Annotated in this window: 28 protein-coding genes and 1 riboswitch; of the genes, 9 read left to right on the top strand and 19 right to left on the bottom strand. The window is 70.3% G+C overall.

Annotation, left to right across the window (positions count from 1 at the left end):
* Positions 1 to 220 precede the first annotated feature (220 nt).
* From cobA to cbiE, 5 genes are all read right to left on the bottom strand, one after another.
* Positions 221 to 940, bottom strand: coding sequence for a uroporphyrinogen-III C-methyltransferase (cobA, locus tag KB874_RS07505; RefSeq protein WP_212535954.1), 720 nt, complete (start codon positions 938 to 940; stop codon positions 221 to 223).
* Complete coding sequence (locus tag KB874_RS07510) at positions 937 to 2,241, bottom strand: cobyrinic acid a,c-diamide synthase CobB (protein ID WP_212535955.1); 1,305 nt, start codon at positions 2,239 to 2,241, stop codon at positions 937 to 939. Before KB874_RS07510 ends, cobA begins: the two co-directional genes overlap by 4 nt.
* A gap of 147 nt (positions 2,242 to 2,388) precedes the next feature.
* Positions 2,389 to 3,189, bottom strand: coding sequence for a precorrin-4 C(11)-methyltransferase (gene cobM, locus KB874_RS07515; protein ID WP_212535956.1), 801 nt, complete (start codon positions 3,187 to 3,189; stop codon positions 2,389 to 2,391).
* Positions 3,186 to 3,557 (bottom strand): cobalamin biosynthesis protein, encoded by a 372-nt coding sequence (locus KB874_RS07520; protein ID WP_212535957.1) that lies wholly within the window; start codon positions 3,555 to 3,557, stop codon positions 3,186 to 3,188. The genes cobM and KB874_RS07520 overlap by 4 nt, the downstream gene beginning before the upstream one ends.
* Positions 3,554 to 4,753, bottom strand: coding sequence for a precorrin-6y C5,15-methyltransferase (decarboxylating) subunit CbiE (cbiE, locus tag KB874_RS07525; protein ID WP_212535958.1), 1,200 nt, complete (start codon positions 4,751 to 4,753; stop codon positions 3,554 to 3,556). The genes KB874_RS07520 and cbiE overlap by 4 nt, the downstream gene beginning before the upstream one ends.
* Between cbiE and KB874_RS07530 the strand changes: the two genes are divergently transcribed.
* On the top strand, positions 4,752 to 5,504 hold the full coding sequence (locus KB874_RS07530; RefSeq protein ID WP_212535959.1) for a cobalt-precorrin-6A reductase: 753 nt from the start codon (positions 4,752 to 4,754) through the stop codon (positions 5,502 to 5,504). The genes cbiE and KB874_RS07530 overlap by 2 nt on opposite strands.
* Here KB874_RS07530 and cobJ read toward each other — a convergent pair.
* From cobJ to KB874_RS07565, 7 genes are all read right to left on the bottom strand, one after another.
* Positions 5,477 to 6,229, bottom strand: a complete 753-nt coding sequence (cobJ, locus tag KB874_RS07535) for a precorrin-3B C(17)-methyltransferase (RefSeq protein ID WP_212535960.1) — start codon at positions 6,227 to 6,229, stop codon at positions 5,477 to 5,479. The two genes, KB874_RS07530 and cobJ, sit on opposite strands and share 28 nt — an antisense overlap.
* Positions 6,226 to 6,954, bottom strand: coding sequence for a precorrin-2 C(20)-methyltransferase (locus KB874_RS07540; RefSeq protein WP_212535961.1), 729 nt, complete (start codon positions 6,952 to 6,954; stop codon positions 6,226 to 6,228). Before KB874_RS07540 ends, cobJ begins: the two co-directional genes overlap by 4 nt.
* Complete coding sequence (locus KB874_RS07545) at positions 6,951 to 7,580, bottom strand: precorrin-8X methylmutase (RefSeq protein WP_212535962.1); 630 nt, start codon at positions 7,578 to 7,580, stop codon at positions 6,951 to 6,953. Before KB874_RS07545 ends, KB874_RS07540 begins: the two co-directional genes overlap by 4 nt.
* Complete coding sequence (locus KB874_RS07550) at positions 7,580 to 8,653, bottom strand: cobalamin biosynthesis protein CobG (protein ID WP_212535963.1); 1,074 nt, start codon at positions 8,651 to 8,653, stop codon at positions 7,580 to 7,582. Before KB874_RS07550 ends, KB874_RS07545 begins: the two co-directional genes overlap by 1 nt.
* Positions 8,654 to 8,730: 77 nt before the next feature.
* On the bottom strand, positions 8,731 to 12,069 hold the full coding sequence (gene cobN, locus KB874_RS07555) for a cobaltochelatase subunit CobN (RefSeq protein ID WP_212535964.1): 3,339 nt from the start codon (positions 12,067 to 12,069) through the stop codon (positions 8,731 to 8,733).
* A gap of 41 nt (positions 12,070 to 12,110) precedes the next feature.
* Positions 12,111 to 13,163, bottom strand: coding sequence for a cobalamin biosynthesis protein CobW (gene cobW / locus KB874_RS07560; protein ID WP_212535965.1), 1,053 nt, complete (start codon positions 13,161 to 13,163; stop codon positions 12,111 to 12,113).
* Positions 13,160 to 13,543 carry a DUF1636 family protein gene (locus tag KB874_RS07565; protein WP_212535966.1) on the bottom strand — a complete coding sequence of 128 codons (384 nt, stop codon included), beginning with the start codon at positions 13,541 to 13,543 and terminating at the stop codon, positions 13,160 to 13,162. Before KB874_RS07565 ends, cobW begins: the two co-directional genes overlap by 4 nt.
* A gap of 125 nt (positions 13,544 to 13,668) precedes the next feature.
* Positions 13,669 to 13,880, bottom strand: a riboswitch (cobalamin riboswitch).
* 37 nt (positions 13,881 to 13,917) lie between these two features.
* Here KB874_RS07565 and cobO point away from each other — a divergent pair.
* From cobO to KB874_RS07590, 5 genes are all read left to right on the top strand, one after another.
* Positions 13,918 to 14,541: a cob(I)yrinic acid a,c-diamide adenosyltransferase gene (gene cobO / locus KB874_RS07570; RefSeq protein WP_212535967.1), complete on the top strand. Its 624-nt coding sequence runs from the start codon at positions 13,918 to 13,920 to the stop codon at positions 14,539 to 14,541.
* 254 nt (positions 14,542 to 14,795) lie between these two features.
* A complete protein-coding gene (locus KB874_RS07575) occupies positions 14,796 to 15,134 on the top strand; it encodes a Lin0512 family protein (RefSeq protein WP_212535968.1) in 339 nt (112 codons plus the stop codon).
* Positions 15,134 to 15,478, top strand: a complete 345-nt coding sequence (locus KB874_RS07580) for a Lin0512 family protein (protein WP_212535969.1) — start codon at positions 15,134 to 15,136, stop codon at positions 15,476 to 15,478. The genes KB874_RS07575 and KB874_RS07580 overlap by 1 nt, the downstream gene beginning before the upstream one ends.
* Positions 15,475 to 16,260, top strand: coding sequence for a metallophosphoesterase (locus KB874_RS07585; RefSeq protein ID WP_212535970.1), 786 nt, complete (start codon positions 15,475 to 15,477; stop codon positions 16,258 to 16,260). Before KB874_RS07580 ends, KB874_RS07585 begins: the two co-directional genes overlap by 4 nt.
* Positions 16,257 to 17,705: a cobyric acid synthase gene (locus KB874_RS07590; protein WP_212535971.1), complete on the top strand. Its 1,449-nt coding sequence runs from the start codon at positions 16,257 to 16,259 to the stop codon at positions 17,703 to 17,705. The genes KB874_RS07585 and KB874_RS07590 overlap by 4 nt, the downstream gene beginning before the upstream one ends.
* Before the next feature lies 1 nt (position 17,706).
* On the opposite strand, the gene bluB is transcribed toward KB874_RS07590, so the two are convergent.
* Genes bluB through KB874_RS07610 form a run of 4 tightly spaced genes read right to left on the bottom strand, consistent with a single transcriptional unit; the run spans position 17,707 to position 21,044 of the window.
* A complete protein-coding gene (gene bluB, locus KB874_RS07595) occupies positions 17,707 to 18,330 on the bottom strand; it encodes a 5,6-dimethylbenzimidazole synthase (RefSeq protein WP_212535972.1) in 624 nt (207 codons plus the stop codon).
* Positions 18,321 to 19,295, bottom strand: coding sequence for a threonine-phosphate decarboxylase CobD (gene cobD, locus KB874_RS07600; RefSeq protein ID WP_212535973.1), 975 nt, complete (start codon positions 19,293 to 19,295; stop codon positions 18,321 to 18,323). The genes bluB and cobD overlap by 10 nt, the downstream gene beginning before the upstream one ends.
* 7 nt (positions 19,296 to 19,302) lie before the next feature.
* Positions 19,303 to 20,241 (bottom strand): adenosylcobinamide-phosphate synthase CbiB, encoded by a 939-nt coding sequence (gene cbiB, locus KB874_RS07605; protein WP_212535974.1) that lies wholly within the window; start codon positions 20,239 to 20,241, stop codon positions 19,303 to 19,305.
* Positions 20,238 to 21,044, bottom strand: coding sequence for a propanediol utilization protein (locus KB874_RS07610; RefSeq protein ID WP_212535975.1), 807 nt, complete (start codon positions 21,042 to 21,044; stop codon positions 20,238 to 20,240). The genes cbiB and KB874_RS07610 overlap by 4 nt, the downstream gene beginning before the upstream one ends.
* A gap of 56 nt (positions 21,045 to 21,100) precedes the next feature.
* On the opposite strand from KB874_RS07610, the gene cobU reads away from it, so the two are divergent.
* The 3 genes from cobU to KB874_RS07625 are packed head-to-tail and all read left to right on the top strand — an operon-like array spanning position 21,101 to position 23,211.
* A complete protein-coding gene (cobU, locus tag KB874_RS07615) occupies positions 21,101 to 21,625 on the top strand; it encodes a bifunctional adenosylcobinamide kinase/adenosylcobinamide-phosphate guanylyltransferase (RefSeq protein ID WP_212535976.1) in 525 nt (174 codons plus the stop codon).
* Positions 21,609 to 22,625 (top strand): nicotinate-nucleotide--dimethylbenzimidazole phosphoribosyltransferase, encoded by a 1,017-nt coding sequence (gene cobT, locus KB874_RS07620; protein WP_212535977.1) that lies wholly within the window; start codon positions 21,609 to 21,611, stop codon positions 22,623 to 22,625. The genes cobU and cobT overlap by 17 nt, the downstream gene beginning before the upstream one ends.
* Before the next feature lie 52 nt (positions 22,626 to 22,677).
* Complete coding sequence (locus KB874_RS07625; protein ID WP_212535978.1) at positions 22,678 to 23,211, top strand: peroxiredoxin; 534 nt, start codon at positions 22,678 to 22,680, stop codon at positions 23,209 to 23,211.
* A 94-nt stretch (positions 23,212 to 23,305) separates the two neighbouring features.
* On the opposite strand, the gene KB874_RS07630 is transcribed toward KB874_RS07625, so the two are convergent.
* The 3 genes from KB874_RS07630 to KB874_RS07640 form a co-directional block, all read right to left on the bottom strand.
* Positions 23,306 to 23,500, bottom strand: a complete 195-nt coding sequence (locus KB874_RS07630) for a DUF2783 domain-containing protein (RefSeq protein ID WP_212535979.1) — start codon at positions 23,498 to 23,500, stop codon at positions 23,306 to 23,308.
* Between the two features lie 3 nt (positions 23,501 to 23,503).
* Positions 23,504 to 25,129 (bottom strand): FAD-dependent oxidoreductase, encoded by a 1,626-nt coding sequence (locus tag KB874_RS07635; protein WP_212535980.1) that lies wholly within the window; start codon positions 25,127 to 25,129, stop codon positions 23,504 to 23,506.
* 112 nt (positions 25,130 to 25,241) lie between these two features.
* Positions 25,242 to 26,192 carry an MBL fold metallo-hydrolase gene (locus KB874_RS07640; protein WP_212535981.1) on the bottom strand — a complete coding sequence of 317 codons (951 nt, stop codon included), beginning with the start codon at positions 26,190 to 26,192 and terminating at the stop codon, positions 25,242 to 25,244.
* Positions 26,193 to 26,217 lie beyond the last annotated feature (25 nt).

Here is a 26,217-nt window from a genome sequence, read left to right on the forward strand (position 1 = left end):
AACATTGGGTCAGGAAGGCTGTCCTGTTCCGAAACCGGTTGGCAAGGCCCCCCTGCGCGGAATCGAGGGGCGCAAGCCCCGCCGCGTAACGCCGGGCCGCCCCCTCGGCCCGGCGATTGTCTGCCGCCAGTGCGCGGCTCGACCCTCGTCCGACATGGCCGGGATAAAGCGCTGCCATGTGACCGCCTGATCGCCGCGCCGCGGCCCGCCGATGCGCGGCTCAGGCTTCGGCCAGCGGCCCGTAGAGGATCAGCGCGGGCTTGTCGCCCACCGCCTCGGCCAGCCGCTCGGCCAGGCCCGCCACCGTGCTCCGCACGATCTCCTGTTCCGGCGTGCTGACGCCCTCGGCGAGGATCGCGGGCGTGTCCTGCGGCAACCCATGCGCCACCAGCAGCGCCAGCAGCTTGGGAAAGGTCCGCTTGCCCATGAAGACCACGGTCGAGGCCGTGGGATCGGCAAGCGCCGCCAGGTTCATGTCCTCGGGCAACTGCCCGCTGATGTCATGGCCGGTGACGAACTGCACCCGCCGCGCGGTCAGCCTGCGGGTCAACGGAATCCCCGCCGCCGCCGCCGCCGCCACGGCCGAGGGCACGCCCGGCACGATCTCGTAGGGGATGCCCGCCGCGCGCAGCGCCACCAGCTCTTCCTCCAGCCGCCCGAACAGCCCCGAATCGCCCGATTTCAGCCGCACGATCCGCCCGCCGCCCTGCGCGTATTCCACCAGCAACCGGCTCACGTGGTCCTGCCGGGGCGAGGGCCGGCCCGCCCGCTTGCCCACGCCCACCAGGTCCGCACCCGGCCGCGCATGGGCCAGGATCGGACCCGAGGACAGGTCGTCGAACAGCACCGCGTCGGCGCGCTTCAGCCGGTCCACCGCCTTCAGCGTCAGAAGCTCGGGGTCGCCCGGGCCGGAACCCACGAAACTGACGAAACCGCTCATGTCGTCTCCGCGCTGATGAGGTGAAAGAAGGTGCCGGTGACAGGCCCGCGGCGCGAGCCCGTCTCGGGGACCGGGTTGCCGTCGGCATCCGCCACGATGGCCAGCGGCTCGTCCGGCTGATCGAGGATGGTCGAGTAATGGAACTCGTGCCCGCGCAGCGCCTGCTTCGCCGCGAACCCCAGCGCGGGCGTCTCCAGCACCGCGCGGCGATATCCGAGGTGGAACTTGCGCTTCTCATAGGACGTGACCAGCCCCAGCAGCCCGGTCATCCGGTGCGAGACGCCCTCCTTGTCGATCAGTGCCGCGCCAAGCGCCATGTAGCCGCCGCATTCGCCATGCACCGGCTTTGTCTCGGCGTGTCGGCGCAGGCCGGCGCGAAAGGTCTCTGCCGCCGCCAGCCTGCCCGCGTGCAGTTCCGGATAGCCGCCTGGCAGCCACACAAGATCGGCCTGCGCGTCGGGCGCCTCATCCGCCAGTGGCGAGAAGGGCAGGATTTCTGCTCCCGCCGCTCGCCAGCCCTCCAGCAGGTGCGGATAGGTGAAGGAAAACGCGGCATCCTGCGCCAGCGCGATGCGTTGCGCGGGCGGTCGGGGCAGCGTGCCGGGCGCCGGCAGGGCATGACCCGTCGCGGCTTTCCTGATCGCGTCAAGGTCCACGTTCTCGCGCAGGAAAGCCGCGTAACCGGCGATGGCGGCGTCGAGGTCGGGATGCTCGACCGCCTGGATCAAGCCCAGGTGGCGTTCCGGCAGGGCAAGGTCGCCGCGCCTTGGCAGCGCGCCCAGCACGGTCAGTCCCGCCTGGTCCATCCCCAGCCGGGTCAGACGTTCATGCCGTGGCGAGGCGACCCGGTTCAGGATCACGCCGGCAAAGGGCAGGCCGGGGTTGTAGGTCTTGAACCCTAGCGCGGTCGCTGCCGCCGACTGCGCCTGTCCGCCCACATCGACCACCAGAACCACCGGCCAGCCCATGCGCAAGGCGGTCTCTGCGCTGGACCCAAAGCCCGACTGCCCGCGCGTGGCCACCCCGTCATACAGCCCCATCGAGCCCTCGGCGACACACAGATCCGCGCCCGCCGCCTGGGCGGCGATGGCATCCAGCAGCCCGGGCCCCATCGCCCAGGTGTCGAGGTTGAACGAGGCCCGCCCGCAGGCTGCGCGGTGAAAGGCCGGGTCGATGTAATCCGGCCCGGACTTGAACGGCTGCACCGCCAGCCCGTCCTCGGCCAGCGCGCGCAGCAGGCCCAGCATGACCGTGGTCTTGCCGGTGCCCGAAGCGGGGGCGGAGACGAGGAGACCGTTCATGCAACCGGTCCTTTCAGGATGCGCTCGCTCCGGTCAAGCGCCCCGCCCGGCGGCACGCCGGGCAGCCCCCGACCGCCCCCCCGGGCGGGGGCTTCACCCCCACCCGCGGTCGCGGGCTGCCCGGCTGCGATACGCGCATGAAGGTACTCACCCATTCCCGGTATCCTCCTGCCAGCCCGCCCAGGGGCTTTCGGCGCTTTGCGGGCGATAGCGGCGGTCGTAATCCGTTGAATAGAGGCAGCTTTCATCGAAACCTTCGCCTGCCAGTGCGCGGCCCACGAGGATCAGCGCGGTGCGGGTGACGTCCTCGGGCACTCGCGACGCGATGTCGGCCAGCGTGCCCCGGATGATCTTTTCATCCGGCCAGCTGGCGCGGAAGACGATGGCGACGGGGCAGTCGGCGCCATAGGCGGGCGTCAGGTCGGCCACGACGCGAGGTAGGTTCTGGATCGACAGGTGGATCGCCAGTGTCGCGCCCGTGGCGGCGAAGGCGGTCAGGGTCTCACCCTCGGGCATGCTGCTGGCCCGGCCCGGGGTGCGGGTCAGCACCACCGATTGCGCCAGTCCCGGCAGGGTCAGTTCCGCCCCAAGCGCGGCGGCGGCCGCGGCGAAACTGGGCACGCCGGGCGTGACGCTGACCGGGATCTTCAGCGCCCGCAGGCGGCGCATCTGCTCGCCCATCGCGGACCAGACCGACAGGTCGCCCGAATGCAGCCGCGCCACGTCCTTGCCCGCCTCGTGCGCCCGCTGGATCGCGGCGATGATCTGGTCGAGGTCCATCGACGCGGTGTTGACGATCTTGGCCCCCTCGGGACAGTGCGCCAGAACCGCCTGCGGCACCAGCGATCCGGCATAGAGGCAGACAGGGCAGGCAGCGATCAGGTCGCGCCCGCGCAGGGTCAGCAGGTCGGCGGCCCCCGGTCCGGCGCCGATGAAATGAACGGTCATGACATGTCCCCCCTGGAGTTTGTTTCGGCCAGCGCGCAGGTGGCCATGCGGTCCGACGAGACCACGCGCGGCGCGATCAGGCGCGCGCCCGGCCCGGCGGCGGCCAGCGCGACGGCCTCGGCCACCGATCCTGTCCGGTATCGATTTTCGGAATGATGCGAATGGGTTGCGGTTTCTTTTTCAGGCAGCTTGTCGGGAGAGACCTGTGTCACCGGAAGGTTGGTTTCTTCCGCGAAGGCGCGAAACACCTCTGTCACGGCCTTTTCGGTCACGGTGGCGATGGCCTGTGCGCGGCCGGCCTTGGCCAGCGCGTCGCGCAGGCTGGCCAGCGTCGCCTCGCGGCGGAAACCGAAGCCCGCGACGATCATGGGACAAGGCTCCATTGGAGGATGGGATAGCTGGCGCGCCAGCCCCGGCGCGGGCCAATGGGCGCGGGTTCCGACAGCTCGACGCGCAGCAGGTCGCCACCAAGGCGCGCATGAGCCTCGATCAGCAGCGCCTCGGATTCGAGCGTGACGGCATTGGCGACGATCCGCGCGGCGGGGGCCAGCGCCTGCACCCGGTCCAGCAGGGAGCGGCTGAGACCACCGCCGATGAAGACCGCGTCGGGGGGTGGCAACCCGTCCAGTGCCGCGGGGGCAGCGCCCTCGACCACGTGCAGCCGGTCCTGTCCCAGCCGGGCCGCATTTTCGCGGATGCGGGCGGCGCGCGTCGCGTCCCGTTCGATGCAGGTCGCGGCCGTCGCGGGATGCGCCAGCAGCCATTCGATCACGATCGAGCCAGATCCGCCGCCGATATCCCAGAGGTGCTCGCCCGGTTTCGGTGCCAGGGCGGACAGGGTCAGGGCGCGCACCGGGCGTTTCGTGATCTGGCCGTCATTTTCGAACCAGGCATCCGGGCGGCCGGTGGCCAGCGGCAGGGCGGGGCCCATCGGCTCCAGCGCGACCACCAGCGGGTGGGCAAAGGCGCGGTCCGGGGCCGCGTCAGAGGTGAAACGGGTGAGGGATTCGCGCGGGCCGCCGAGGGATTCCAGCACGGTGATGTGGGTCGCGCCGAACCCTTCGCTGCACAGGTAATCGGCCAGCGCGAGCACGGCATCGCCGTCGCGCAGGGTTGCGACGACCCGCAAACCGGGGGCCAAGTGGGGCCGCAGCCGGGCCAGCGGCGCGGCATGTTGGGCAAGGCAGGTCACGGCCTCCAGCGGCCAGCCAAGCCGCGCGCAGGCCAGCGCGAAACAGGATGGGCCGGGCAGGGCGCGCCATTCTCCGGGCTCCAGCTGGCGGGTCACGACCGATCCCGCGCCAAACCAGAACGGATCGCCCGAGGCGAGCATGACCGTGGGCCTGCCGCGATGCGACAGCAGCAGCGGGATGCCGTCGGCAAAGGGCGCAGGCCAAGCCACCGCGCGCGACCCCAGGTCCAGAAGGCTGAGGTGCCTGGGCGGGCCGATCACGATTTCGGCGGCGTCCAGCGCGGCGCGGCTTGCGGGCGGCAGGCCATCCGGGCCATCTTCGCCGAGACCCACGATGGTCAGCCACGGCTCGGATGAAAGGAGCTCAGACATGGTGAACCTGCTGGTGCTGGGCGGCACGACAGAGGCCACGGCGCTGTGCCGCAGGCTGGCCGAGGCGGGCCTGCGCGGCACGATCTCCTTTGCCGGGCGCGTCGACCGGCCCGTTCGCCAGCCCCTTCCGCAGCGCGTGGGCGGGTTCGGCGGGGTCGAGGGGCTGGCGGCCTATCTGCGCGCCGAAGGCATAACGCACCTGGTGGATGCGACGCACCCCTTTGCTGCCCAGATGAGCGCGAATGCGGTCGAGGCGGCAAGGCTGACGGGGGTGCCGCTGGTCGCGCTGACCCGCGCGGCCTGGGAACCGGTCGCAGGCGACGACTGGCAGCGGGTGCCCGACATTGCGGGGGCGGTCGCGGCACTGGACCGGCCCGCTTGCCGCGTCATGCTGGCGGTGGGGCGGATGCACCTGGACGCGTTTGCGCCCAACCCGCAGCATGACTACCTGTTGCGCCTCGTCGATCCGCCGAAGGGCGACCTGCCCTTCCCGAAGGCACGGGTGGTGGTCGACCGGGGGCCGTTCACACTGGTAGGCGACCTCGCCCTGATGCGCGAATTCGGCGCGCAGATCGTGGTGTCGAAGAACGCGGGCGGCAGCGGCGCCCATGCCAAGATCGAGGCGGCGCGCCTGATGCGCCTGCCGGTCATCATGATCGACCGGCCCGCCTTGCCCAGCCGGGCAGAGGCGCATTCGGTGGAACAGGTGACGGACTGGCTGGCTCATGCGAGGGCAGACCTCGGCGTGTAGACGATGGGGCCGCGTGGGCGGTCGATGATCCGGGTGGTGCTGGAACCAACGATGACCATCGTCCGCATGTCGGCCATCTCGGGCATCGCCTCGGGCAGGGGGACGATGCGGATCTCTTCCTCGGGCGTGCTGACGGCGCGGGCGAAGATCACCGGTCGCGCGTCGCGGCAGGCGTCGTTCAGGATCTCCAGCGTGCGGGCAAAGCCCTCGGGGCGGGATTTCGAACGCGGGTTGTAGAAGGCCATGGCGAAATCCGCCTCTGCCGCGAGACGCAGGCGCTTCGCGATCAGGGCGAAGGGTTTCAGGTTGTCGCTGAGGTTGATGGCGCAGAAATCATGGCCAAGCGGCGCGCCCGCGCGGGCGCTGGCCGCCAGCATCGCGGTGATGCCGGGCAGCACGGTCACGTCCAGATCGCGCCATGCCTGTGGCCCGGCCTCCATCGCTTCGAACACCGCCGAGGCCATGGCAAAGACGCCGGGATCGCCCGAGGACACCACCACCACGCGCCTTCCCTCTGCGGCCATTTCCAGAGCGTGGCGTGACCGGTCGAGTTCCACGCGGTTGTCCGAGGCATGCAGGGTCAAGCCGGGCCGGGGTTCGACCCGGGCGACATAGGGAATATAGCCGACGATATCGGTCGCCTGCTGCACGGCGGCGGTCACTTCAGGGGTGACCAGCGCCTCGGCGCCAGGCCCCAGCCCGGCGATGCGGACCCAGCCGGTCATGGCCTGCGCCCCTGTCCGTGCACGACCACGATGGAGAAATAGGGTGTCACCTTGTCCTCGGCCTGGCTCAGCGGTTGCACCGTCTGGCCGCGCATCGCGGCATATTCCACCAGCCATGCGGCGTCATATCTGCCTGCCGTCTTCAGCGCGCGGCGGATCTTGTCGATGTTGCGGCCGATCTTCATCACCACGATGGCGTCGGCGCGGGCCATGTGATCGGCCAGCACGTCCTCGGGCAGGGTTCCCATCAGCACCGACAGCACGTCGTCGCCCCATGTGATGGGCGCTCCGGTGGCGGTCCAGGCGGCCGACATGCCGGTGATCGCGGGCGTGACCTGCACCGGGATCTCGTCCTTGAGCCGCGTGTACAGGTGCATGAACGAGCCGTAGAAGAACGGGTCGCCCTCGCACAGCACCACCACGTCCTCGCCTGCGGCGGACAGCGCGCGCAGGTGGTCGCAGCAATCTTCGTAGAAGGCCGAAAGGATCGCGTTGTAGCGCGGATCGGATAGCGGGATCTCGGTCGTGACGGGGTATTCCATGGGGAATTCCACCACGTCCGACCGCAACAGCCCGTCCACGATGCGCCGCGCCTGTCCCGGCTTGCCGGCCTTGCGGAAATAGGCGACGTGGCGCGCGGAGCGCAGCAGGCGCTCGGCGCGGACGGTCATCAAGTCCGGGTCGCCGGGGCCGAGGCCAAGGCCATGGATCGTGCCTTGGTTCATTCCTTGCGACTCGCGATGGCGTTGATGGCGGCAACGGTGATGGCCGATCCGCCCAGCCGCCCCTCGACGATCAGGCTGGGCACCGGCTGGTCCTGCCACAGCGCCTCTTTCGACTCGGCGGCGCCGACGAAGCCCACCGGGCAGCCGATGATCGCGGCGGGGCGCGGGCAGGCCGGGTCTTCGAGCATGTTGAGCAGGTGGAACAGCGCGGTGGGCGCGTTGCCGATGGCCACCAGCGCACCCGCGAGGTGCGGTCGCCACAGTTCCAGCGCGGCGGCGGACCGGGTGTTGCCCATGTCGCGCGCCATGTCCGGCACGCGGCTGTCGCGCAGGGTGCAGATGACCTCGTTCTGCGCGGGCAGGCGCGGGCGGGTGACGCCCTCGGAGACCATGTAGGCATCGCAGAGGATCGGCGCGCCGCCTTCCAGCGCCGCGCGGGCGGCCCGAGCAAAGCCCGGCGACATGTGGACATGCTTTTCCAGCCCCACCATCCCGGCGGCATGGATCATCCGCACGGCGATGGGTTCCTCGTCGGCGTCGAAGCGGCTTAGGTCGGCCTCGGCCCTGATCGTCGCAAAGCTCTCGGCATAGATCGCCGTGCCGTCCTTTTCATATTCGTAGGGCATCAGGGGTCTTTCAGATCGATGAGCGCCTCGGGCGAAAGGCCCGTCCGGCTGGGCGTGTCCCACGGGGCGCCGTTCTTCACAAGGTCGAAGCGCCCGTCGCGCCCGGTCAGGGTGACGCGGGCAAGGCGCGGGTGGGCACAGCCCTTGGCGCAGCCCGAGACATGCAGCGGGCCGGGCAGGATCGCGGCAAGGCGGGTGGCGAGCGCGCGCGTTTCCACCGTGGCCTGCGGGCAGAAAGGCGCGCCGGGGCAGGCATGCGTGGACAGGCGGGGGTCGCCAGCGTCCTGCACGAAGACATCCGCCGCGCGCGGCTCCACCCCGCCCCGCAGCCGGAACAGCCGCCCGATCATCGGGCGCAGGGCCGTCGCGCCGGTCTGGCGCATCAGCGCCTCCAGCGCATCCGCGTCGATCGCGCCGAAGGCCGCGCCGAGGATCGCGCCGCCAGGGAGTGTCGCGGGCGCTGTGGCGCGCGGCGCGGCCTGCTGCCATGCGTCGGGCAGGGACGCCTTGCGCAGGTGCCGCGCCATGCGACCCGCCTCGCGCCCGCCGGTGTCGATGAACCACTCCGCCATCTCGTGCAGGGCCTGTATTGCCGTGCCTTCCGTCACCGCACGGCCTGCGTCGGCCCCGTCGGCGCGCAGGATCAGCCCACCTTCCGTGTCCAGTTCGAACCGGAAATCGGCGGACCCCTCGCGCAGGCAGGCCGCCGCCCCGGTATCCAGCGCAAAGCCCATCTTTTCCGGCAGGTCGGGCAGCGCGGGCAGGGTGGGCAGCAGCGCGCCATACAGGCGGTCCGTCAGGTCGCCCGGCCGCCAGTCCGATGCGACCAGGATGTTGCGATGCCCCTCGACGCCCGGGTCGGCATCGATCAGCTCCAGGGCGCCGAGCGCCTCCAGCAGCACCGGGTGATCCTCGGCCGTCACGCCCCGGATTTGCAGGTTGGCGCGCGAGGTCAGGTCCAGCGTGCCGCTGCCATAGCGCCGCGCAAGGCCGCAAAGTGCCAGGACCTGCGCGGCGGACAATTCCCCCCGGAAAGGCCGCACCCGCACAACCAGCCCGTCGCCCGATTCCATCGGGCGATGCGCGCCCGGGCACCAGCCTTTGATTTCGGGTGCTGTGCACCCGGGGCCTTTCACGAGCGGCTCCATGCTCATTCCCCCGCCTCCAGCCCCGCCAGGATCGAATTGCGCCGGGTCTGCCACAGCCCGGCCTCCATCAGCGCGCGGAACCGGTCCAGCATCGCAGCATGGGCCTGCGGGTTGGCGTCGCGCAGAAAGGCCTCGGTTTCGGGATCGCCCAGCGTCGCCTCGTGATAGAGGTCGAACAGATGCGGCGCCACCGCGCCGGCGAGATGCGCGAAAGATCCCATGTGATCCAGCGTCGCCGCGATCTCGGCCGCGCCGCGGAACCCGTGCGCGCGCATGCCTTCGACCCAGCGCGGGTTGGCGGCGCGGGCCATGACGACGCGGGCGATTTCCTCGGCCAGCGCCCGCGCCCTCGGCTGCGCAGGGTTCGTGTTGTCGAGGTGATAGAGCCGCGCTTGCCCCCCGGTGACGGCCTGCGCCGCGGCGAACCCGGCCTCGTGCGCGGCGTAGTCGGCGGCCAGCAGCAGGTCGGTTTCCGGCAGGTCCTGCGCATGCACGAAGAGGTCCGTTTCGCGCACCCGCGCCCGGATGCCCTGCGGGTCATGCGTCGCGGCATCGCCATCCAGCGCGAAACTCGACGCGGCAAGCCAGGCCTCGCCCGCCGCTTGCCGTCCCTCGGCGGTGTAATCCTCTGCCGCGCCGCCCATGTTCAGACCGAAACTGCCCGGCGCCGGGCCATAGACGCGCGCCAGGTCGTCCCGTCCGGAATAGGGGTTCCAGTCGGGCGCCTCGTCGCGCGCCGCCAGCGCCCGCACCGCCTGCTGGTGCAGCGCCGAGAGCGTTGGAAAGACATCGCGGAACAGGCCCGAGACCCGCAGCGTTACGTCGATCCTCGGCCGGTCTAGTTCGGCGATGGGCAGGATTTCCACGCCTGACACCCGCTCGCTGCCCTTGTCCCAGACCGGCCTGCCCCCCATCAGGTGCAGCGCCATGGCGAAATCTTCGCCCGCCGTGCGCATCGTGGCCGAACCCCAGAGATCGACGATCAGCCCGCGCGGCCAGTCGCCCTCGTCCTGAAGGTGGCGGCGCACCAGTTCCTCTGCGAGGCGAACGCCCTGCGCATGGGCGGCGCGTGTCGGCACGCTGCGAGGGTCGGTAGTGTAGAGGTTGCGTCCTGTGGGCAGCACGTCCTTGCGCCCACGATAGGGCGACCCGCTTGGCCCCGGCTCGATCCGCCGCCCGTCCAGCGCGTCGAGGATCGACTGCCGCTCTGCCTCGGCGCTCGCGCGGGCCAGCGGATCATCGCCGCCGGCGCGGCCCCAGACGTGCAGCCCCTCGCCGAACTGGCTTTCCTTGACGTCGCAGACAAAGCGGTCGATCCGGGTGATCGCCTCGGCGGTGCTGGTCGCGCGGTCGAGGCCTAGGTCGTCCTCCACTCCCAGCGCCTGCGCCTCGGCGCGGATGTCGCCCTGAAGGCGGTCGCGGCGGGCCGGGTCCAGCCCGTCGGCGTTGGAAAACTCGTCCAACAGCGCCTCCAGCCGCGCCAGCCGGTCCGGCGTGCTGGTCTGCCGCAGCGGTGGGGGCACATGGCCCAGCGTCACCGCGCCGATCCGCCGCTTGGCCTGCGCCGCCTCGCCGGGATCGTTCACGATGAACGGGTAGAGTACCGGCAGGGCGCCCACCAGCGCCTCGGGCCAGCAGCCGGGCGACAGCGCCACCGACTTGCCCGGCAGCCATTCCAGCGTGCCATGCGCGCCCACATGGATCAGCGCGTCGGCCTGTCTCCGCAGCCAGAGGTAGAAGGCGACATAGGCATGGCGCGGCACGCGGGCGAGATCGTGATAGGCATCCTCGCGCCCCTCGCGAAAGCCGCGCTCGGGCTGTAGCGCCAGTGTCGCGTTGCCCAACCGGATCGCGGCAAAGCGGAAGGCACCCTCGACCACGTCCGGGTCGTCCTCCGGCGCTCCCCAAGCGGCTGACAGGTCGTCGCGCAGTGCCTGCGGCAGGGTGTCCAGCGCGGCACGATACGCCTTCAGAGGCCAGTGCAGCGACCGCGCCAGCAGCGCGCCTTCCAGCGGCTCGGGCATCTCGGCCACGTCATACCCGGCCCCGCGCAGGTCACGCAGGATCGCCCGCGCCGAGGCGGGCGCATCCAGCCCCACCGCGTGGCCCGCCTGCCAGTCCTTGCCCGGATAGGTCGACAGGACCAGCGCGACGCGCCTCTTGGCCGCCGCCATCGCCCCCAGCCGCCGCCAGGCGTCGACCCGCGCCACCACCGCCGCGACGCGCTCATCCTCGGCCACATGGGCGTAGCGCGCGAATTGCAGCGCCTCGTCCCGCGCGCCTGGCTGCTTGAAGGATACCACGCCGCCCGACAGCCGCCCGTCCACCTCGGGCAGGACCACATGCATCGCAAGATCCGCCGGAGACAGCCCGCGCGCCGCGCCCTCCCAGGCCTCGCGCGTCGCGGTCGCCAAAGCCACCTGGAACACCGGCACACCGCCTGCATCCAGCGCCGATCCCGCCGATCCCATGCGTCCCGAAAAGGCCGTCGCGTTCACCACGGCGTCGGGGCCGAACGCCGTCACCTGCCGTTGCAGCCAACCCGCCGCCTCGGGCGCCTTGAGCGAGGGCGCAAAGAGCGCCTGAACGTCATAGCCCGCAGCCGCGAAAGCCCGATACAGCGCCTCGATCGGCCCAAGGTCGGCTGCCACCAGGTAAGACCGGTAGAACACCAGCAAGACCCTGGGTTTCATCTTGCCCGAAAAACTCTGGGGGGAGGCCCGCAGGGCCGGGGGGCAAGGCCCCCCATCCTCCGCCCGCATCAGCGCCACCGCCGCACAGGTCACGCCCTCGTCCGGCGCCCAGGCCCCGACCATCGGCAGGCCCTTGGCGCCGCGCACCGGCCCGGCATACAGCCCTGCCGCCAGTGCCAGCTGCGCCAACGCCGCCTGCGCCGCCACCGCGCCGCCTGCGTCGCACAACGCGGACAGCCGCCGCAGCGTCGAGACCGGCAGGGTCGAACAGGCATCCAGCCGCGCATCCTCGCGCCCGTCGGCGGGAAGAACCGCCAGTGCGATGCCCTGCGACTGTGCCAGAGCCTGCACCTGTTGCAACCCGTAGGCCCAGTAGGGCACGCCGCCGATCAGCCGGATCAGGATGCCCTTCGCGCCTGCAAGCGTGCGTTCCACATAGATATCCACCGACAGCGGGTGTTTCAGCGCAGCCAGGTTCGCCAAACGCAAGGAGGGCATGTCTGTGCCGCCCCGCCGCCAGCCCTCGGCAAAGGCGCCGAGGTCGCTGTCGGAAAAGGACAGGACGACCAAGTCCGCCGGGTCCTGTCCCAGGTCTGTCGGGGTCTCGGTCTCTTCGAGCCCGTGGCTTTCGCGGAAGATCACATGCATGGGCGCGTCCTGGCGTCCGGCGGGGGATCACCCCGCCGCGGTCACTCCGCCGGTTCCAGCGCGCCGAGGATGGCGCGGATCGCGTCGGGCCGAATGTGGTCATGCTCGGCGATCACCACGAGGCGCCCCTGCCGGTCCTCGCCGGCCTTCCACGGGCGGTCATACTGGTGGCGCACCCGTGCGCCCACCGCCTGAACCAGCAGCCGCATCGGCTTGCCCCGGACCACGGCCCAGCCCTTGACCCGCAGGATGTTCATCTCGGTCGCCAGCCGCTCGATGGCCGCAACCAGCTGTGCGGGGCTTTCGAGTTCGGGAATGTCGATCACGACCGAGTCGAAATCGTCATGCTCGTGGTCGTCATGCGCATCGTGATGGCTGGGGCGCGCGTCCATGTCGTCCTCGGCCGCGGCCTCGAGCCCGAGGATCACGCGCGCATCGACCACGCCCTCGGCCACTTCGATCACAGGCAGCGGGCGGGGCGCCTCGGCGGCGATGATCGCGCGGGCCTTGGCCACGCCCTCGGGACCGGCGAGGTCGGGCTTGGTCAGCAGGATGATGTCGGCGCAGCTGATCTGGTCCTCGAACACCTCGGACAGGGGTGTTTCGTGGTCGATGCTCTCGTCCGCAAGGCGCTGGGCGTCGACCCGGGCCACGTCGGGCGCGAAACGTCCCGCCGCCACCGCCTCGGCATCGGCCAGCGCGATCACGCCGTCCACCGTGATCTTCGACCGGATCGCCGGCCAGTCGAAGGCCTTAAGCAGCGGTTTCGGCAGGGCGAGGCCGGAGGTCTCGATCAGGATGTGGTCGGGGCGCGGGTTCAGCGCCATCAGCGCCTCGATCGTCGGGATGAAATCGTCGGCCACGGTGCAGCAGATGCAGCCATTGGCGAGTTCGACGATGTTTTCCGCCGGGCATTCCGGGATCGCGCAGCCCTTGAGGATGTCGCCATCCACGCCGACGTCGCCGAATTCGTTGACCACAACGGCCAACCGCTTGCCGCCGGGATTCTTCATCAGGTGCGTGATCAGCGTCGTCTTGCCCGAGCCGAGAAAGCCGGTGATGACGGTGACGGGGAGTTTCGCGAGATCGGTCATGGGGTCGTCTCCGGGTCTGAGAAGGTCAGCGGCGGGATGCGCGCGACGCAGTTGCGTTTGAAATGCTCGGGGCGCGCCCGCCACGGGATGAGGCCGTCCTGGGTCGCGTGATACAGTGCCGCGCCTTCGATCAGCATGTCCGCCTGCGACGCTTCGTCGACATTCCCGAACACGTAGGTCCAGCGGTTGCCGCCGCGCAGCGCCACGGAACAGCCGTGATCGCAGTTCTGCAGGCAGTCCACCGCGCGCAGGGTCACGCCCTCGGGCAGGGCGCAGGCAGCCAGCGCATCATACAGCGCCCGGCCGGGGCGGCGGTCGTCGGCCGGGATGTCCTGCCCCTTGCGGCACTTGATGCAGACCAGAAGTTCGGTCGCGTCCATCGGTCCTGTCCTGTCTGGCGGGGCACATGGGCCGGAGAACGCGCGGGGGCTGCGCGGGCATCCGACACCGGAACACCCCGTCCGGTTCGTCTCTGGATCGTCCCCCGGCCCGCGTCGCAGCGGTCGAGGGCGGGTTTGCGCGCGGCAGGTCTCCCGGCTTGCGGATGCGGGCCTTTGGCCCTCGGGCCGCCCCCTTCCCGGCACGTGCCAGTGGTTCGGGCGGACCTCTCCGGTCACGGTCGCGGGGGCGGCTGCGTTCGGGCGCCCGGCCAGATGGACAACCCTCGGCATTCCCTTTTCACCCGTTTACACGGGCACCGGCGCCATGCCAGATGCGCCCGATTTCGATGGACTGTCAAGCGCAGGAGACACCGATGAGCCAGGATGCGACCGAAGACCTCAACAAGGCCCACGCTGAGAAGATGCGCAAGATCAAGGCCGCGCGCGACCGGATGATGGAAACAAAGACCGAGGAAAAGGGCCTGATCATGGTCCATACCGGCGCCGGCAAGGGCAAGTCCTCGTCGGGGTTCGGCATGATCATGCGCTGCATCGCCTGGGGCATGCCCTGCGCCGTGGTGCAGTTCATCAAGGGCAACTGGGACACGGGCGAAAAGACCTTCCTGCGCGAGAGCTTCGCCGAGGAATGCCGCTTCTTCGTCTCGGGCGAGGGCTTCACCTGGGAAACGCAGGACCGCGAGCGCGACATCGCGGCGGCGAAGAACGGCTGGGAGATCGCCAAGGCGCAGATCCTCGACCCCGAGATCCGCTTCGTTCTGTTGGACGAGATCAACATCGCGCTTCGCTATGATTATCTCGACATCGACGAGGTGGTGGATTTCCTGCTGCATCAAAAGCCGCGCATGACCCATGTCTGCCTCACCGGGCGCAACGCCAAGCCCGAGTTGATCGAGGCCGCCGACCTGGTGACCGAGATGACGCTGGTCAAGCATCCGTTCCGCGACGGGGTGAAGGCGCAGCAGGGCGTGGAGTTCTGAGGGCGGCTGCTATCGGCACCTGACTCCGCGCGGAACAAGGGGCGTCAGCCCCGCCGCGCGGGCGCCCGGCCTCTCCCTAGGAGGGCGCGTTGGCAGCGTTTCAAGACGCGGCAAGGCCGCAGTTCCTGGCATCCATAAAGTGTTCTGTTCGACCGTGGCAACGCCCACCCGAGGTCGGACGCCCGCGCGGCTTTGCCTCTGGCACCAAGGCAGGCACTTTCGTAAACCGGGCGCAGGGCATCGAAGGGACTCCGATGAAACGGCTTCTGACGGAAATCGGCATGGGCACGTCGCTGCGGCGGCAGGACTACACCGAGGCGGCGGTGCGGGGCGTGCGCGATGCGCTTTGGCACAATTCGATCAACCTCGCGGAACTCTTCAGCAAGACGAAGGAGCAGATGCACATCACCGTCGACGTGGGCGTGCAGCATCCCGGCCGCGTCGATGCCGAGGCGGTCGCGGCGGTGTTCCCCTATGGCCAGGTGACGGTGAATGTCACGCGCGGCGGGCTGGACGTGCCGCGCCCGGATGGCGACGGCAACCCGACCGTGATGGCCAATGTCGCGATCTCGGTCGCGCTGGAGGGCGTGTAATGACCGAGAAGCGTTTCATCATCGAGATGGGCATGGGCAACGACCTGCACGGGCAGGACTATACCAAGGCCTGCGCGCGGGCGATCGAGGACGCGCTACGGCATTCCTCGATCCCGCTGTTTCCGGCGCTGGGGCTGTCGCACGACGCGATGCGGGTGCAGGTGACGGTCGCGGTGCAGGAGCCGGACAAGGTCGATTGCGCCGCGCTGGCGGCACGCCTGCCGCGCGGGCGGGCCGAGGTGCGGGCCGTCTTTGGCGGGCTGAACGTCACCAACCCCGACAGCGGCGATGTCACCGTGATTGCCCAGGCGGCGGTCGAGGCCTTCCTGCCGGAGCAGGGATGAGCGCGAAGATCACCCGATACAGGATCGAGGCGCCCGGTGCACCCGCCATGCGCGTCGCGTTGTTCGCCGATCTGCATGCTTGCGCCCCCTATATGCGGGTGCCGAAAATCGAGGCGCTGGTGGCGCAGACCAACGCGCTGGGGGCTGACCTCGTCCTGTTGCTGGGCGACTACGCGGGCCATGTCTGGGGCGGGCGCAGTCTGGCGCCCGAGCCTGTGGCGAGGGCGCTGGGCGGCCTGCGTGCACCGCTGGGGGTCTTCGGCGTCTTCGGCAACCACGACTGGCGCGACGATCCGCGCGCCAAGGCGGCGGGCGAACCGACACGCTGGCACACCGCCTTTGCCGAGGCGGGACTCACCATGCTGTGCAACACGGCGCGCGTGGTCGAGACTTCGCGTGGCGCCTGCACGCTCGCCGGCCTGGAATCGCAGCAGGCCTACAAGACGTTCTGGCGGCGGTGGGCGGGCGGCGCCAACGATCTGGACGCGACGCTGCGGACCTGCCCGCCCGGACGCTTCACCTTTCTGATGGCGCACGAGCCGGACATTTTCCCGGACCTGCCCGACAGCGTCGGGCTGACGGTCTGCGGGCATACCCATGGCGGGCAGATCCTGCCCTTCGGCCGGCCGCTGATCGTGCCGTCGCGCTATGGCGCGCGCTATGCCTACGGGCATTTCCGCGAGGGCGCGAAACAGATGATTGTCTCGGGGGGGCTGGGCTATTCCGGGCTGCCGCTGCGGTTCGGCCGTCCGCCCGAGATCGTGGTGCTGGAGATCACATGACGCGCGCGTTGATGTTGCAGGGCACGGGCTCGAACGTGGGAAAGTCGATGCTGGTGGCGGGGCTGTGCCGGGCGGCGCGGCTGCGCGGTCTGTCGGTCGCGCCGTTCAAGCCGCAGAACATGTCGAACAATGCCGCCGTGACCTCGGACGGCGGCGAGATCGGGCGGGCGCAGGCGCTGCAGGCGCGGGCCTGCGGATTGGTGCCGCACACCGACATGAACCCCGTGTTGCTGAAACCCGAAACCGACGTGGGCAGCCAGGTCATCGTGCAGGGCAGGCGCCTGACCACCGCGAAGGCGCGCGATTACTTCCGCCTGAAACCCACCCTGATGGGCGCGGTGCTGGAGAGTTTCGGGCGGCTCAAGGCGGCGCATGACATGGTGATCGTCGAGGGCGCGGGTTCTCCGGCCGAGGTCAACCTGCGCCGCGGCGACATCGCCAACATGGGCTTCGCCGAGGCGGCGGGCGTTCCGGTCGTGTTGGTCGGCGATATCGACCGTGGCGGCGTGATCGCGCAGATCGTGGGCACGCAGGCGGTGATGGACGCGGGTGATGCTGCCCGTGTGAAAGGGTTTCTGATCAACAAGTTCCGCGGCGATCCTTCGTTGTTCGATGGCGGTTATGCGCTGATCGAGGCGCGCACCGGCTGGCGCGGCTATGGCGTTGCTCCGTGGTTTCCCGAAGCCTGGCGCCTGCCCGCCGAGGATGCTCTGGACATTCGATCCGGCCCGCAGACGGGCGGCTGCCACGTGGTCTGCCTGCGCCTGAGCCGGATCGCCAATTTCGACGACATGGACCCGCTGGCGCAGGAACCGGGCGTGCGGCTGACCATGCTGGCGCCGGGGCAGGCAGTGCCGGGCAATGCCGACGTGGTGGTGATCCCCGGGTCGAAATCGACGCGGGGCGATCTGGCGTTTTTGCGTGCGCAGGGCTGGGACGTGGACATCGCCGCGCATCACCGGCGCGGTGGGCACGTGCTGGGCATCTGCGGCGGGTTCCAGATGTTGGGGCGGATGGTGCGCGACCCCGAGGGGATCGAGGGGCCGGCGGGCGAGACACCGGGTCTGGGCATGCTGGACGTGGACACGGTGATGACCGGCGACAAGCGGTTGACGCAGGTCTCGGCGCAACATGCCGCAAGTGGGGCGGATTTCCGTGGCTACGAGATCCATATCGGCGTGACCGAGGGGCCGGACCGGGCGCGGCCCTTTGCCTTTGTGGCGGGTCAGCCCGAGGGCGCCGTGTCTGCGGATGGCCGCGTCGCGGGCAGCTACCTGCACGGAATGTTCGCGGATGACGGGTTCCGGGCGGCATGGCTGTCGGCGCTGGGGGCCGCGCCCTCGGGTCTGGGTTACGACGCGGGCGTCGAGGCGGCGCTGGATGCGCTGGCCGATCATCTCGAGGCGCATCTGGACGTGGGCGGCCTGCTGGCGCTGGCGGGGTGATCTAGCGGGTCTGCCAGTCCGTCTCGCGGTTTTCCTGCCAGCCGCTGCGGTGCAGGAGCGGTGTGTCGTCGTCGAATTCCGCGCGGCCAAGGCAGAGATAGGCGCTGAAGCGCCATGTCTCGGGCGCGTCGAACAGGCGGCTGATCTCTGCGGGATCGAGGATCGAGACCATGCCCAACCCCACGTCATGCGCCCGCGCCGTCAGCCAGAGCGCGTGGATCGCCATGGCGGTGCTTTGCTCCAGCGTCTCGGGCATGGTGCGGCGGCCCAGGCCGCGGCCCTGTTCCGGGGCGGTCTCGGTGAAGACGGCCAGTTGCAGCGGCGCGGCATCCAGCCCGGCGAGTTTCAGCGCGAGGTAGGCCTGTCTGGCCTCGCCCTCGTATCCCTCGGCGGCCTGCGCGTTGCAGGCGGCAAAGCTTGCGCGGACGCCCGCGCGCAGGGTGTCGTCCGTCACCCGGATCACCCGCCATGGGCGCGCGTTGCCGACCGAGGGGGCCATCTCCATCGCCGCTTGCAGCGTCTCGACCATGGCTTCGGGTAGCGGATCGGGGCGGAAATGGCGTACGTCGCGCCGCCAGCGCAGCAGGTCGTGCAGTGCCGCACGGTGGGTCTCGGTCATCTGCATGACAGCGCCTCCGCCAGCCGGGGCCAGCCCTCGGGCGGGGGCAGGCCAAGGCGGATCCAGTCCGCCGAGTATGGGAAGATGCGGCTCCAGATGCGGTGCGACGCGAGGTTGTCCTGCGCCGCTGTGGCGTCGGGCGTGGCGTAGCTGCGGAACAGCGGCGTGCCGCCGACCAGGCGCCAGCCGGCCCCGGCCGCCAGCGCGTCGAGGCGGTCGGCGTCGGCGGTCAGCCTGGCGGTGGTCTCGTGTCGCCAGGCAGTGTCGGACAGCGCGGCGGTACCGAGGGCAATGGCCGGGCCGCTGGCGGACCATGGGCCGGAGAGCGCGCGCAGCCGCGCGGTCCGGTCGGGTGATCCCAGCGCAAAGCCCAGCCGCACGCCCGCGAGGCCGTAGAACTTGCCGAAGCTGCGCAGGATCAGGACCTTTTCCAGAGGCAGGCGCGTGGCGAGGCTGAGCGCGGGTTCCGGATCGGCAAAGCTCTCGTCGACCACCAGCAGGCCGACCCTGTCGGCCAGCGCCGCCAGCGTCCCGGGCGCGTGGCGCTGGCCGTCGGGATTGTTGGGGTTCACCACCACGGCGAGGTCGGCGCCCGCCAGCGCGGCAAGCGCCGGCACGGTCTCGACCCGCCAGCCCTGCGCGACAAGGCTTGCGGCGTGCTCGTTGTAGGTGGGGCCGAGGATGCGGGCGAGGCCGGGCGGGGCCAGGCGCGGTACCAGCTGGATCGCGGCCTGTGCGCCGGCCAGCGCAACGCATTCGGCCGGGGTGCCATAGGCGGTGCGGGCGGCCTGTTCCAGCGCGAGGGTCTCGGCGCGCGTCGGCAGGGCGGCCCAGGCATGGGGCGGGATCGGCGGAACCGGGTAGGGCACCGGGTTGATGCCGGTCGAAAGGTCCAGCCAGTCCGCTCGCGCGCCGCCCCATCGGGCGATCGCCGCGTCCAGATTGCCGCCGTGGTCGCGTGTCTCGATCATGGCGGCCTTAGAGCAGGGCCAGCGCCGCCAGTGCAAGCGCCATCAGCGCCATGGCACGGCTGTAAAGCGACAGGCCGCGTTGCAGGTCGCGCGGCTGCGGGTCGGGGGCGGTGGCGTTGAGATAGGGCTCATCCGCGATGGTCTGGCCATAGATGCGCGGTCCGGACAGGCGCACCCCCAGCGCCCCGGCCATCGCACCCTCGGGCCAGCCCGCGTTGGGCGAGCGGTGGCGGTGCGCGTCGCTTGCCATCACACGCAGCGCCTTTGTCATGCGGGCCGGGGCGGACAGCGCGAACAGCAGGCCGGTCAGGCGGGCAGGCGGCCAGTTCACCACGTCGTCGAGCCGGGCCGAGACCTTGCCGAAGGCCTCGAACCGCTCGTTCCGGTGTCCGATCATCGAATCGAGCGTATTGATCGCCTTGTAGGCAGCGATGCCGGGCAGGCCCAGCAGAACGCCCCAGAAGACCGGCGCCACGATCCCGTCCGAGGTGTTCTCGGCCAGGCTTTCCAGGGCGGCGCGCGCCACGCCCGCGCGGTCCAGCCGCTGCGGATCCCGGCCGACGATCATCGACACGGCGCGGCGGGCCTCCATCAGGTCGCCGGCCAGCAGCGGGCGGGCGACGGCAGCGACATGGTCATGCATCGAGCGGACGGCAATCAGCGGCCAGGCGAGGATGCCGCCCAGCAGGATCCCGGCCCAGCCCGCGGGCAGCAGCATTTGCAGAAGCCACGCGGGCAGCGCCGCGGCCAGCACGACGAGGGCGGTCGTCAGCGCTCCGTTGCGCAGGCGGGTGGCGCGCGGACCATCGTTCAGGCGGGCCTCCAGCGCGGTGATCAGCGCGCCCAGCCACGTCACGGGGTGGCCGATCCGGGCATGAATCCGGTCGGGCCAGCCGATGGCGGCGTCGATCAGCACGCCCGCCAGCATCATCGCGGCAAAGCTCATGTGCCCCCCGTGGCAAAGGCGATCACGCCTGTCAGCCCGGCCCTGACCAGCGCGCCCTTGGCGCGTCCATGCTTCTCGTCGGGGGCAAAGATCAGGCCGCGCGCCGATCCGGTGTGGGCGCGCAGATGGCCCAGCGCGCCGAGTTCGCGCGCGAGTTCCGCCATCGGGTCGCCGGGTCCGCGCAGGGCGGTGCAGCGGGTTGCACTCTCGCTGGCGAGGGCAGCGGCGCGGGATAGGTCGCGTGCCTCGGTCGTCCGCGCCCAGTCGCCGGCAAGGTCCGCGATGTCGGGAAAGGCGTCGTCGGCCGGATCGGTGCGCAGCGGCGGCCCCCAGAAGCCGCCGACCACCACGCAGCGCGGCGGCGGGGCGAGATCCCGCACGATGCGTCCCGTGCGCGAGGCCCAGAGCACCGCGTCGGGGCGGGGCAGCATCAGCGGGTCCGAGGCGCCCTCGGCGCCGATGCAGGCGGCGACCAGCGCCTCGGTTGTCCCGGCAAAACCCATCAGCCGCGCGATGGCCACAAGCGCCGCGGTGCTGGCCCCGGCACCGCCGCCCGGCGGCATGTCCATCGCGAGGCCCGGCAGGCGGTCGCTGGGCAGGTCGAGGGCGCGGCAAAACCGCGCGAGCGTCTCGGGCGGCAGGGGTGGTGGCGTGCCGCCCGCCCGCACCCGCAGCGCCGGACAGGCCACCGTGACCAGTGCCACGGGGCCCTGCGGGCCAAGCCGCCCTTGCAGCCATTCGCCGAAATGGCCGGCGACCGCGACGGTCGGCTTGGGCTGGGACAGAGGGGCGCGGGCGGTCACGGGCGCGGTCTTTCGCTGCTTTTCATTTTGGTCGGAACCTGCTTTTTCACGGAGCCATGGAAAAGTCGATACTCATCACCGGGGCCGCCCGTTCGGGCAAGTCGGCGCTGGCGGAACGGCTGGCGCTGCGGCCCCTGGGGCGCGCGGTCTATGTCGCCACCGCCGAGGCATGGGACGACGAGATGCGCGACCGCATCGCGGCGCACCAGGCGCGTCGGGGGGCCGAGTGGGACAACCGCCACGCGCCGCGCGACCTGGTGGACATGCTGATCGAGACCGATGGCGATGCGCCCCGGCTGGTGGACTGCCTGACGCTGTGGCTGACCAACCTGATGCTGGGTGACGCGGACTGGCGCAGCGAAGGCGAACGGCTGGCCGCGGCTCTGATGCACCAGAAAGCGCCGGTCATCTTCGTTACCAACGAGGTGGGCGCCGGTATCGTCCCCGAAAACAGGCTGGCCCGCGAGTTTCGCGACGCGGCGGGCTGGCTCAATCAGACCGTGGCGCAAGCCTGCGACACGGTGATCCTGTGCGTCGCAGGCTATCCGGTAAGGGTGAAACCCAATGACTTCGATTTCTGACTGTTCCTCGCTGGCTGCCGTGGCGGCGATGGCGCGCACGCTGACCCATGCCGATGCCGAGGCCGCCGAGGCGGCGCGCGCCCGCCAGATGAGCCTGACCAAGCCGCCCGGATCGCTGGGCCGGCTGGAGGAACTGGCGGTCTGGATGGCGGGCTGGCAGGGTGGTGCGCGGCCTTCGGTCCGGCAGGCGCAGGCGCTGGTCTTTGCCGGCAACCACGGCGTCTGCGACAAGGGTGTGAACCCCTTCCCGCAGGCCGTGACCGCTCAGATGGTGGCGAATTTCGAGGCGGGCGGCGCCGCGATCAACCAGCTCTGCCGCGTGGCCGGGGCCGATCTGTCGGTCGTGGCACTGGATCTCGACCGGCCCACCGCCGATTTCAGCGAAGGCCCGGCGATGACCGAGGCAGAGGTGCTGGCGGCGATGGCGCAAGGTGCCGAGGCGGTCGACCCGGGCGCCTCTGTCCTGGTGCTGGGCGAGATGGGGATCGGCAATTCGACCACCGCCGCAGCGCTGGCCTGTGCCGGCCTGGGCGGCGACGCGGCGGGCTGGGTCGGGCCCGGCACCGGGTCGGGCGCAGCGGGTCGCGCGCTCAAGGCGCAGGTCGTGGCGCAGGGCGTGGCGCGGCATGCTGGGGTTTCGGGTCTGCACCTGCTGGCGGCCTTCGGCGGGCGCGAACAGGCGGCGATCTGCGGCGCGGTGCTGGGGGCGCGGGCGCGGCGCATCCCGGTCATCCTCGACGGTTATATCTGCACCGCCGCGGTGGTGCCGCTGTTCACCGCAGATCCGGGCTTTCTGGATCATTGCGTGGTGGGCCATGCCAGCCGCGAGCCGGGCCATGCGCGCCTGCTCGAGGCGATGGGCCAGCGGCCGATCCTGACGCTGGACATGGCGCTGGGCGAGGGCTCGGGCGCGGCGGTGGCGCTGATGGTGCTGCGCGCGGCGCTGGAATGCCACAACGGGATGGCGACCTTCGCCGAGGCGGGTGTCTCTGGCGGGTGACTTGCGCGCGGCGCGGGGCTTGGGCATGGTCGCGACAAAACGCGAGGATGCCATGATCCCTGACACCGTGCCAGCCGTAACCTTCCACACCCGCCGCCGCAACCCGGCGCTGGGTGGCGACAACCCCTATGAGTGGCATGACGTCTCCAGCGCCGAGTTCTTCACGGGTCGCCGCGTGGTGGTCTTTGCGCTGCCGGGCGCCTTTACACCCGCCTGTTCGGAAAGCCACCTGCCGGGGTTCGAGCGCCTGCATGACGACTTCCGCGCCGAGGGGGTGGACGAGGTGATCTGCCTTTCGGTCAACGATGCCTTCGTGATGTTCCAGTGGGGCAAGGGCCTCGGCATCGAGAAGGTGACCTTGCTGCCCGACGGCAACGGTGATTTCAGCCGCCTGATGGGGATGCTGGTGCGGCGCACGCAGCAGGGCATGGGGATGCGCAGCTGGCGCTATTCCATGCTGGTCGAGGATTGCCGCATCACCGCCTTCTTCCCCGAGCCGGGATTCGGTGACGATCCGGCGGGCGTGCCGGTGAAGGAGTCCGCCGCCGAGGTGATGCTGGCACATCTGCGCGGGCAGACGGGCTGAGGGGAGTCCTGAGCCGCGCATCGCCGCCGCGTGGGTGCGCGTCGGCGATGCGCGGCGGGGCTGGCGCCCCTCGATCCCGCGCAAGCCTGCCCGTTCAATCGCTTTTCTTTGCCGCCTCCAGCGCCTGCGCCAGAACCTCGCGGTCACCCACCTGGTTCGCGAGGATCAGGATGAGCCGTGCGTTCATTGCGGCGCTTTCCTTGTCCGACAGCCCGTCATGCGCGGCGATCAGCGCGGCGTAGAACCCGTCGGGGTCGGCGATGTTCGGGGTCAGGATCAGGTCGGTCATGGCTCAGTCCCTCGCGCAGGCGCGGCGCAGCGCGGCGCGGGTCGCGGCATCATCGAAACGCGCCCAGCGGGCGACAACATGCTGGTCGGGGCGGATCAGGTAGACCGCGCCCGTCGCCGTGCCCAGATAGCGCGCCGCCAGTGCGCCAGTCGGGTCGTCCGCGGTCTTCAGCGCAACGCGGCGGATCGTAAGTCCGTCTGCCTCCAGCGTCTCGGGGGCATCGGCATCAATCGTCAGCAGCACGAAATCCCCGCCGAGGCGTTCCAGCAGGAACCCATGGCCCAGGGGCGCATCGGGACAGGGGCTGCCGGGTCGGCTTCGGTCCGGGGCACCGGGCAGAGCGTCCTCGCCGGTCAGGGACAGCCCGTCATAGGTGCAGGGCACCGACAGGCGCCCCGAATTCACCAGCGGCCGGGCAAAGGCGTGGCGTTCGGCCAGGTCCAGCACGGCGTTGCGAAAGACATGGGAGATCGTCGACTTGGGGGTGATGAAATCCGTGGCGCGGGTCGAGTTCAGGATGTTCTCGTCGGCGCCGAAGGCGCGTTCCTCGTGGTAGCTGTCCAGCAGCCGTTCAGGCGCCCGGCCGCGCACCACGAGGCCCAGTTTCCAGCCCAAATTGTCCACGTCCTGCATGCCGGAATTGGCGCCGCGCGCGCCGAACGGGCTGACCTGGTGCGCGCTGTCGCCGGCAAAGATCACCCGGCCATGGCGGAACTGCCGCATCCGGCGGCACTGGAAGGTGTAGATCGAGGTCCAGACGATCTCGTAATCCACGCCCGGCAGCATCGCGTCTAGGCGGCGGCGGACGTTTTCCTCCTTCAACTCCTCGGCGCGGTCCACGTCCCAGCCGATCTGGAAATCCACCCGCCAGATGCCGTCCGGCTGGCGGTGCAGCAGGGCCGAGGCGCCGGACTTGAAATGCGGCTCGAACCAGAACCAGCGTTCTGTGGGGAAATCCTCGCCCGTCATGCGGATGTCGGCGATCAGGAACGAATCCTCGAACACGCGCCCCTCGAAATCGAGGCCCAGCCGTTTGCGCGTCGGGCTGCCCGCGCCGTCGCAGGCGATCAGCCAGTCGGCGTGCAGCCGGTAGGGGCCGTCAGGGGTGAGGATGTCCAGAGTGACGCCCTCGGCTTCGGGTGTGACGCCTTCCACCCGGTTCCGACCGCGGATCTCGATCGGTGCGCCCTTCGCCCGTTCGCGTTCGATCTGCTCGAAGAGGAAGCGTTCGAAATAGGGCTGTTGCAGGTTGATGAAGGCGGGAAACTTGTGGCCTGCCTCGGGCAGCAGGTTGAACTCGAACACCTGCCGGTCGTCGTGAAAGACCTTGCCGATCTTCCAGACCACGCCCTTGTCCAGCATCGGCCCGGCCGCGCCATAACGGTCCGCGATCTCGAGGCAGCGCTTGGCAAAGCAGATGGCGCGGCTGCCCTGGCCCACGCCCTCGTGGTCGTCGAGCAGCAGCACCGGGATGCCCTGCCGCCCGAGGTCCAGCGCCATCGCAAGGCCGATGGGGCCGCCGCCGACCACGATCACCGGGTGATGCACGGGGTGGCCCGCGTCCTGGTCGGCGGAGCGGGCATAGGGGTAGAGGCGGAAGGCCAGTTGGTAGCGGTCGTCGAGCGGCATCACGTCCTCCCTCGATGGTCCGGAGCGGACCGTTCATTTCCTGCACTGCACGCCCCGGACGTGGTCCGGGGCCGAGCGGTCCCTGGTCAAGCCCGGGACGGGTGGCCCGCACTTACCCCTGCAACGCCGCCCACATTTCCTTGTCGCGCTGGGCGGTCCAGATGCGCGGCGTGTCGATGCCGCGCGCCTCGTCATAGGCGCGGGCGACGTTGAAGGGCAGGCAGTGTTCGTAGATGGCAAAGTCGCTGAACTTCGGATCGCACTCGGCGCGGCAGGCGTCCCAGGCCTCTTTCAGGCTGCCGCCGCGCGCCGCGACCCTGGCCACCGGGCGGTAGGTGGAGTTGACAAAGTCGGCGGTGCTGGCGATGGCCTTGCCCACCATCTCGCGCCCCACCAGCGCGTCGCCGCGTCCGGGCGCGATGCTTTGCGGATCGAAGGCCGCAATATTCATCAGCGTCTCTTCCCAGTCGCCGAAATGCCCGTCGCCGCAGTAGCAGGCCGAGTGGTATTCGACGATGTCGCCGGTGAACATGACCTCGGAATCGGGCACCCAGACCACCGCGTCGCCTGCCGTATGCGCCCTCCCGAGGTGCATGATGTCGACCCGGCGATTGCCGAGGTAGACGGTCATCCGGTCGGAGAACGTGGTGGTGGGCCAGGTCAGGCCCGGGATTTCCTCGTGCCCCTGGAAGAGGCGGGGGAAGCGCTCGAACTCACTCTGCCAGTCCTCGGCCCCGCGTTCGGCAACCATGGCGCGGGCGGTGTCGGACATGACGATCTGGGGCGCGCCATAGGCGCTGGCGCCAAGGACGCGGACAGCATGGTAATGGGTCAGGACAAGGTGGCTGATCGGCTTGTCCGTCACTTGGCGGACGCAGTCGATCACCTTCCGGGCCAGGCGGGGCGTGGCCTGCGCCTCGACGATCATCACGCTCTCGTCGCCGATGATGACGCCGGTGTTCGGATCGCCCTCGGCGGTGAAGGCGTAGAGGCCCGGACCGATCTCGGTGAAGCTGGTCTGTTTCTCGGTCATGTCGGCGGCGGAGGCGAAGGCCTTGGTCATCGTCGCGTGTCCTTTCGTGTCGTTG

Source organism: Thetidibacter halocola, assembly GCF_018224955.1.
In the GTDB taxonomy this organism is placed as follows: domain Bacteria; phylum Pseudomonadota; class Alphaproteobacteria; order Rhodobacterales; family Rhodobacteraceae; genus Thetidibacter; species Thetidibacter halocola.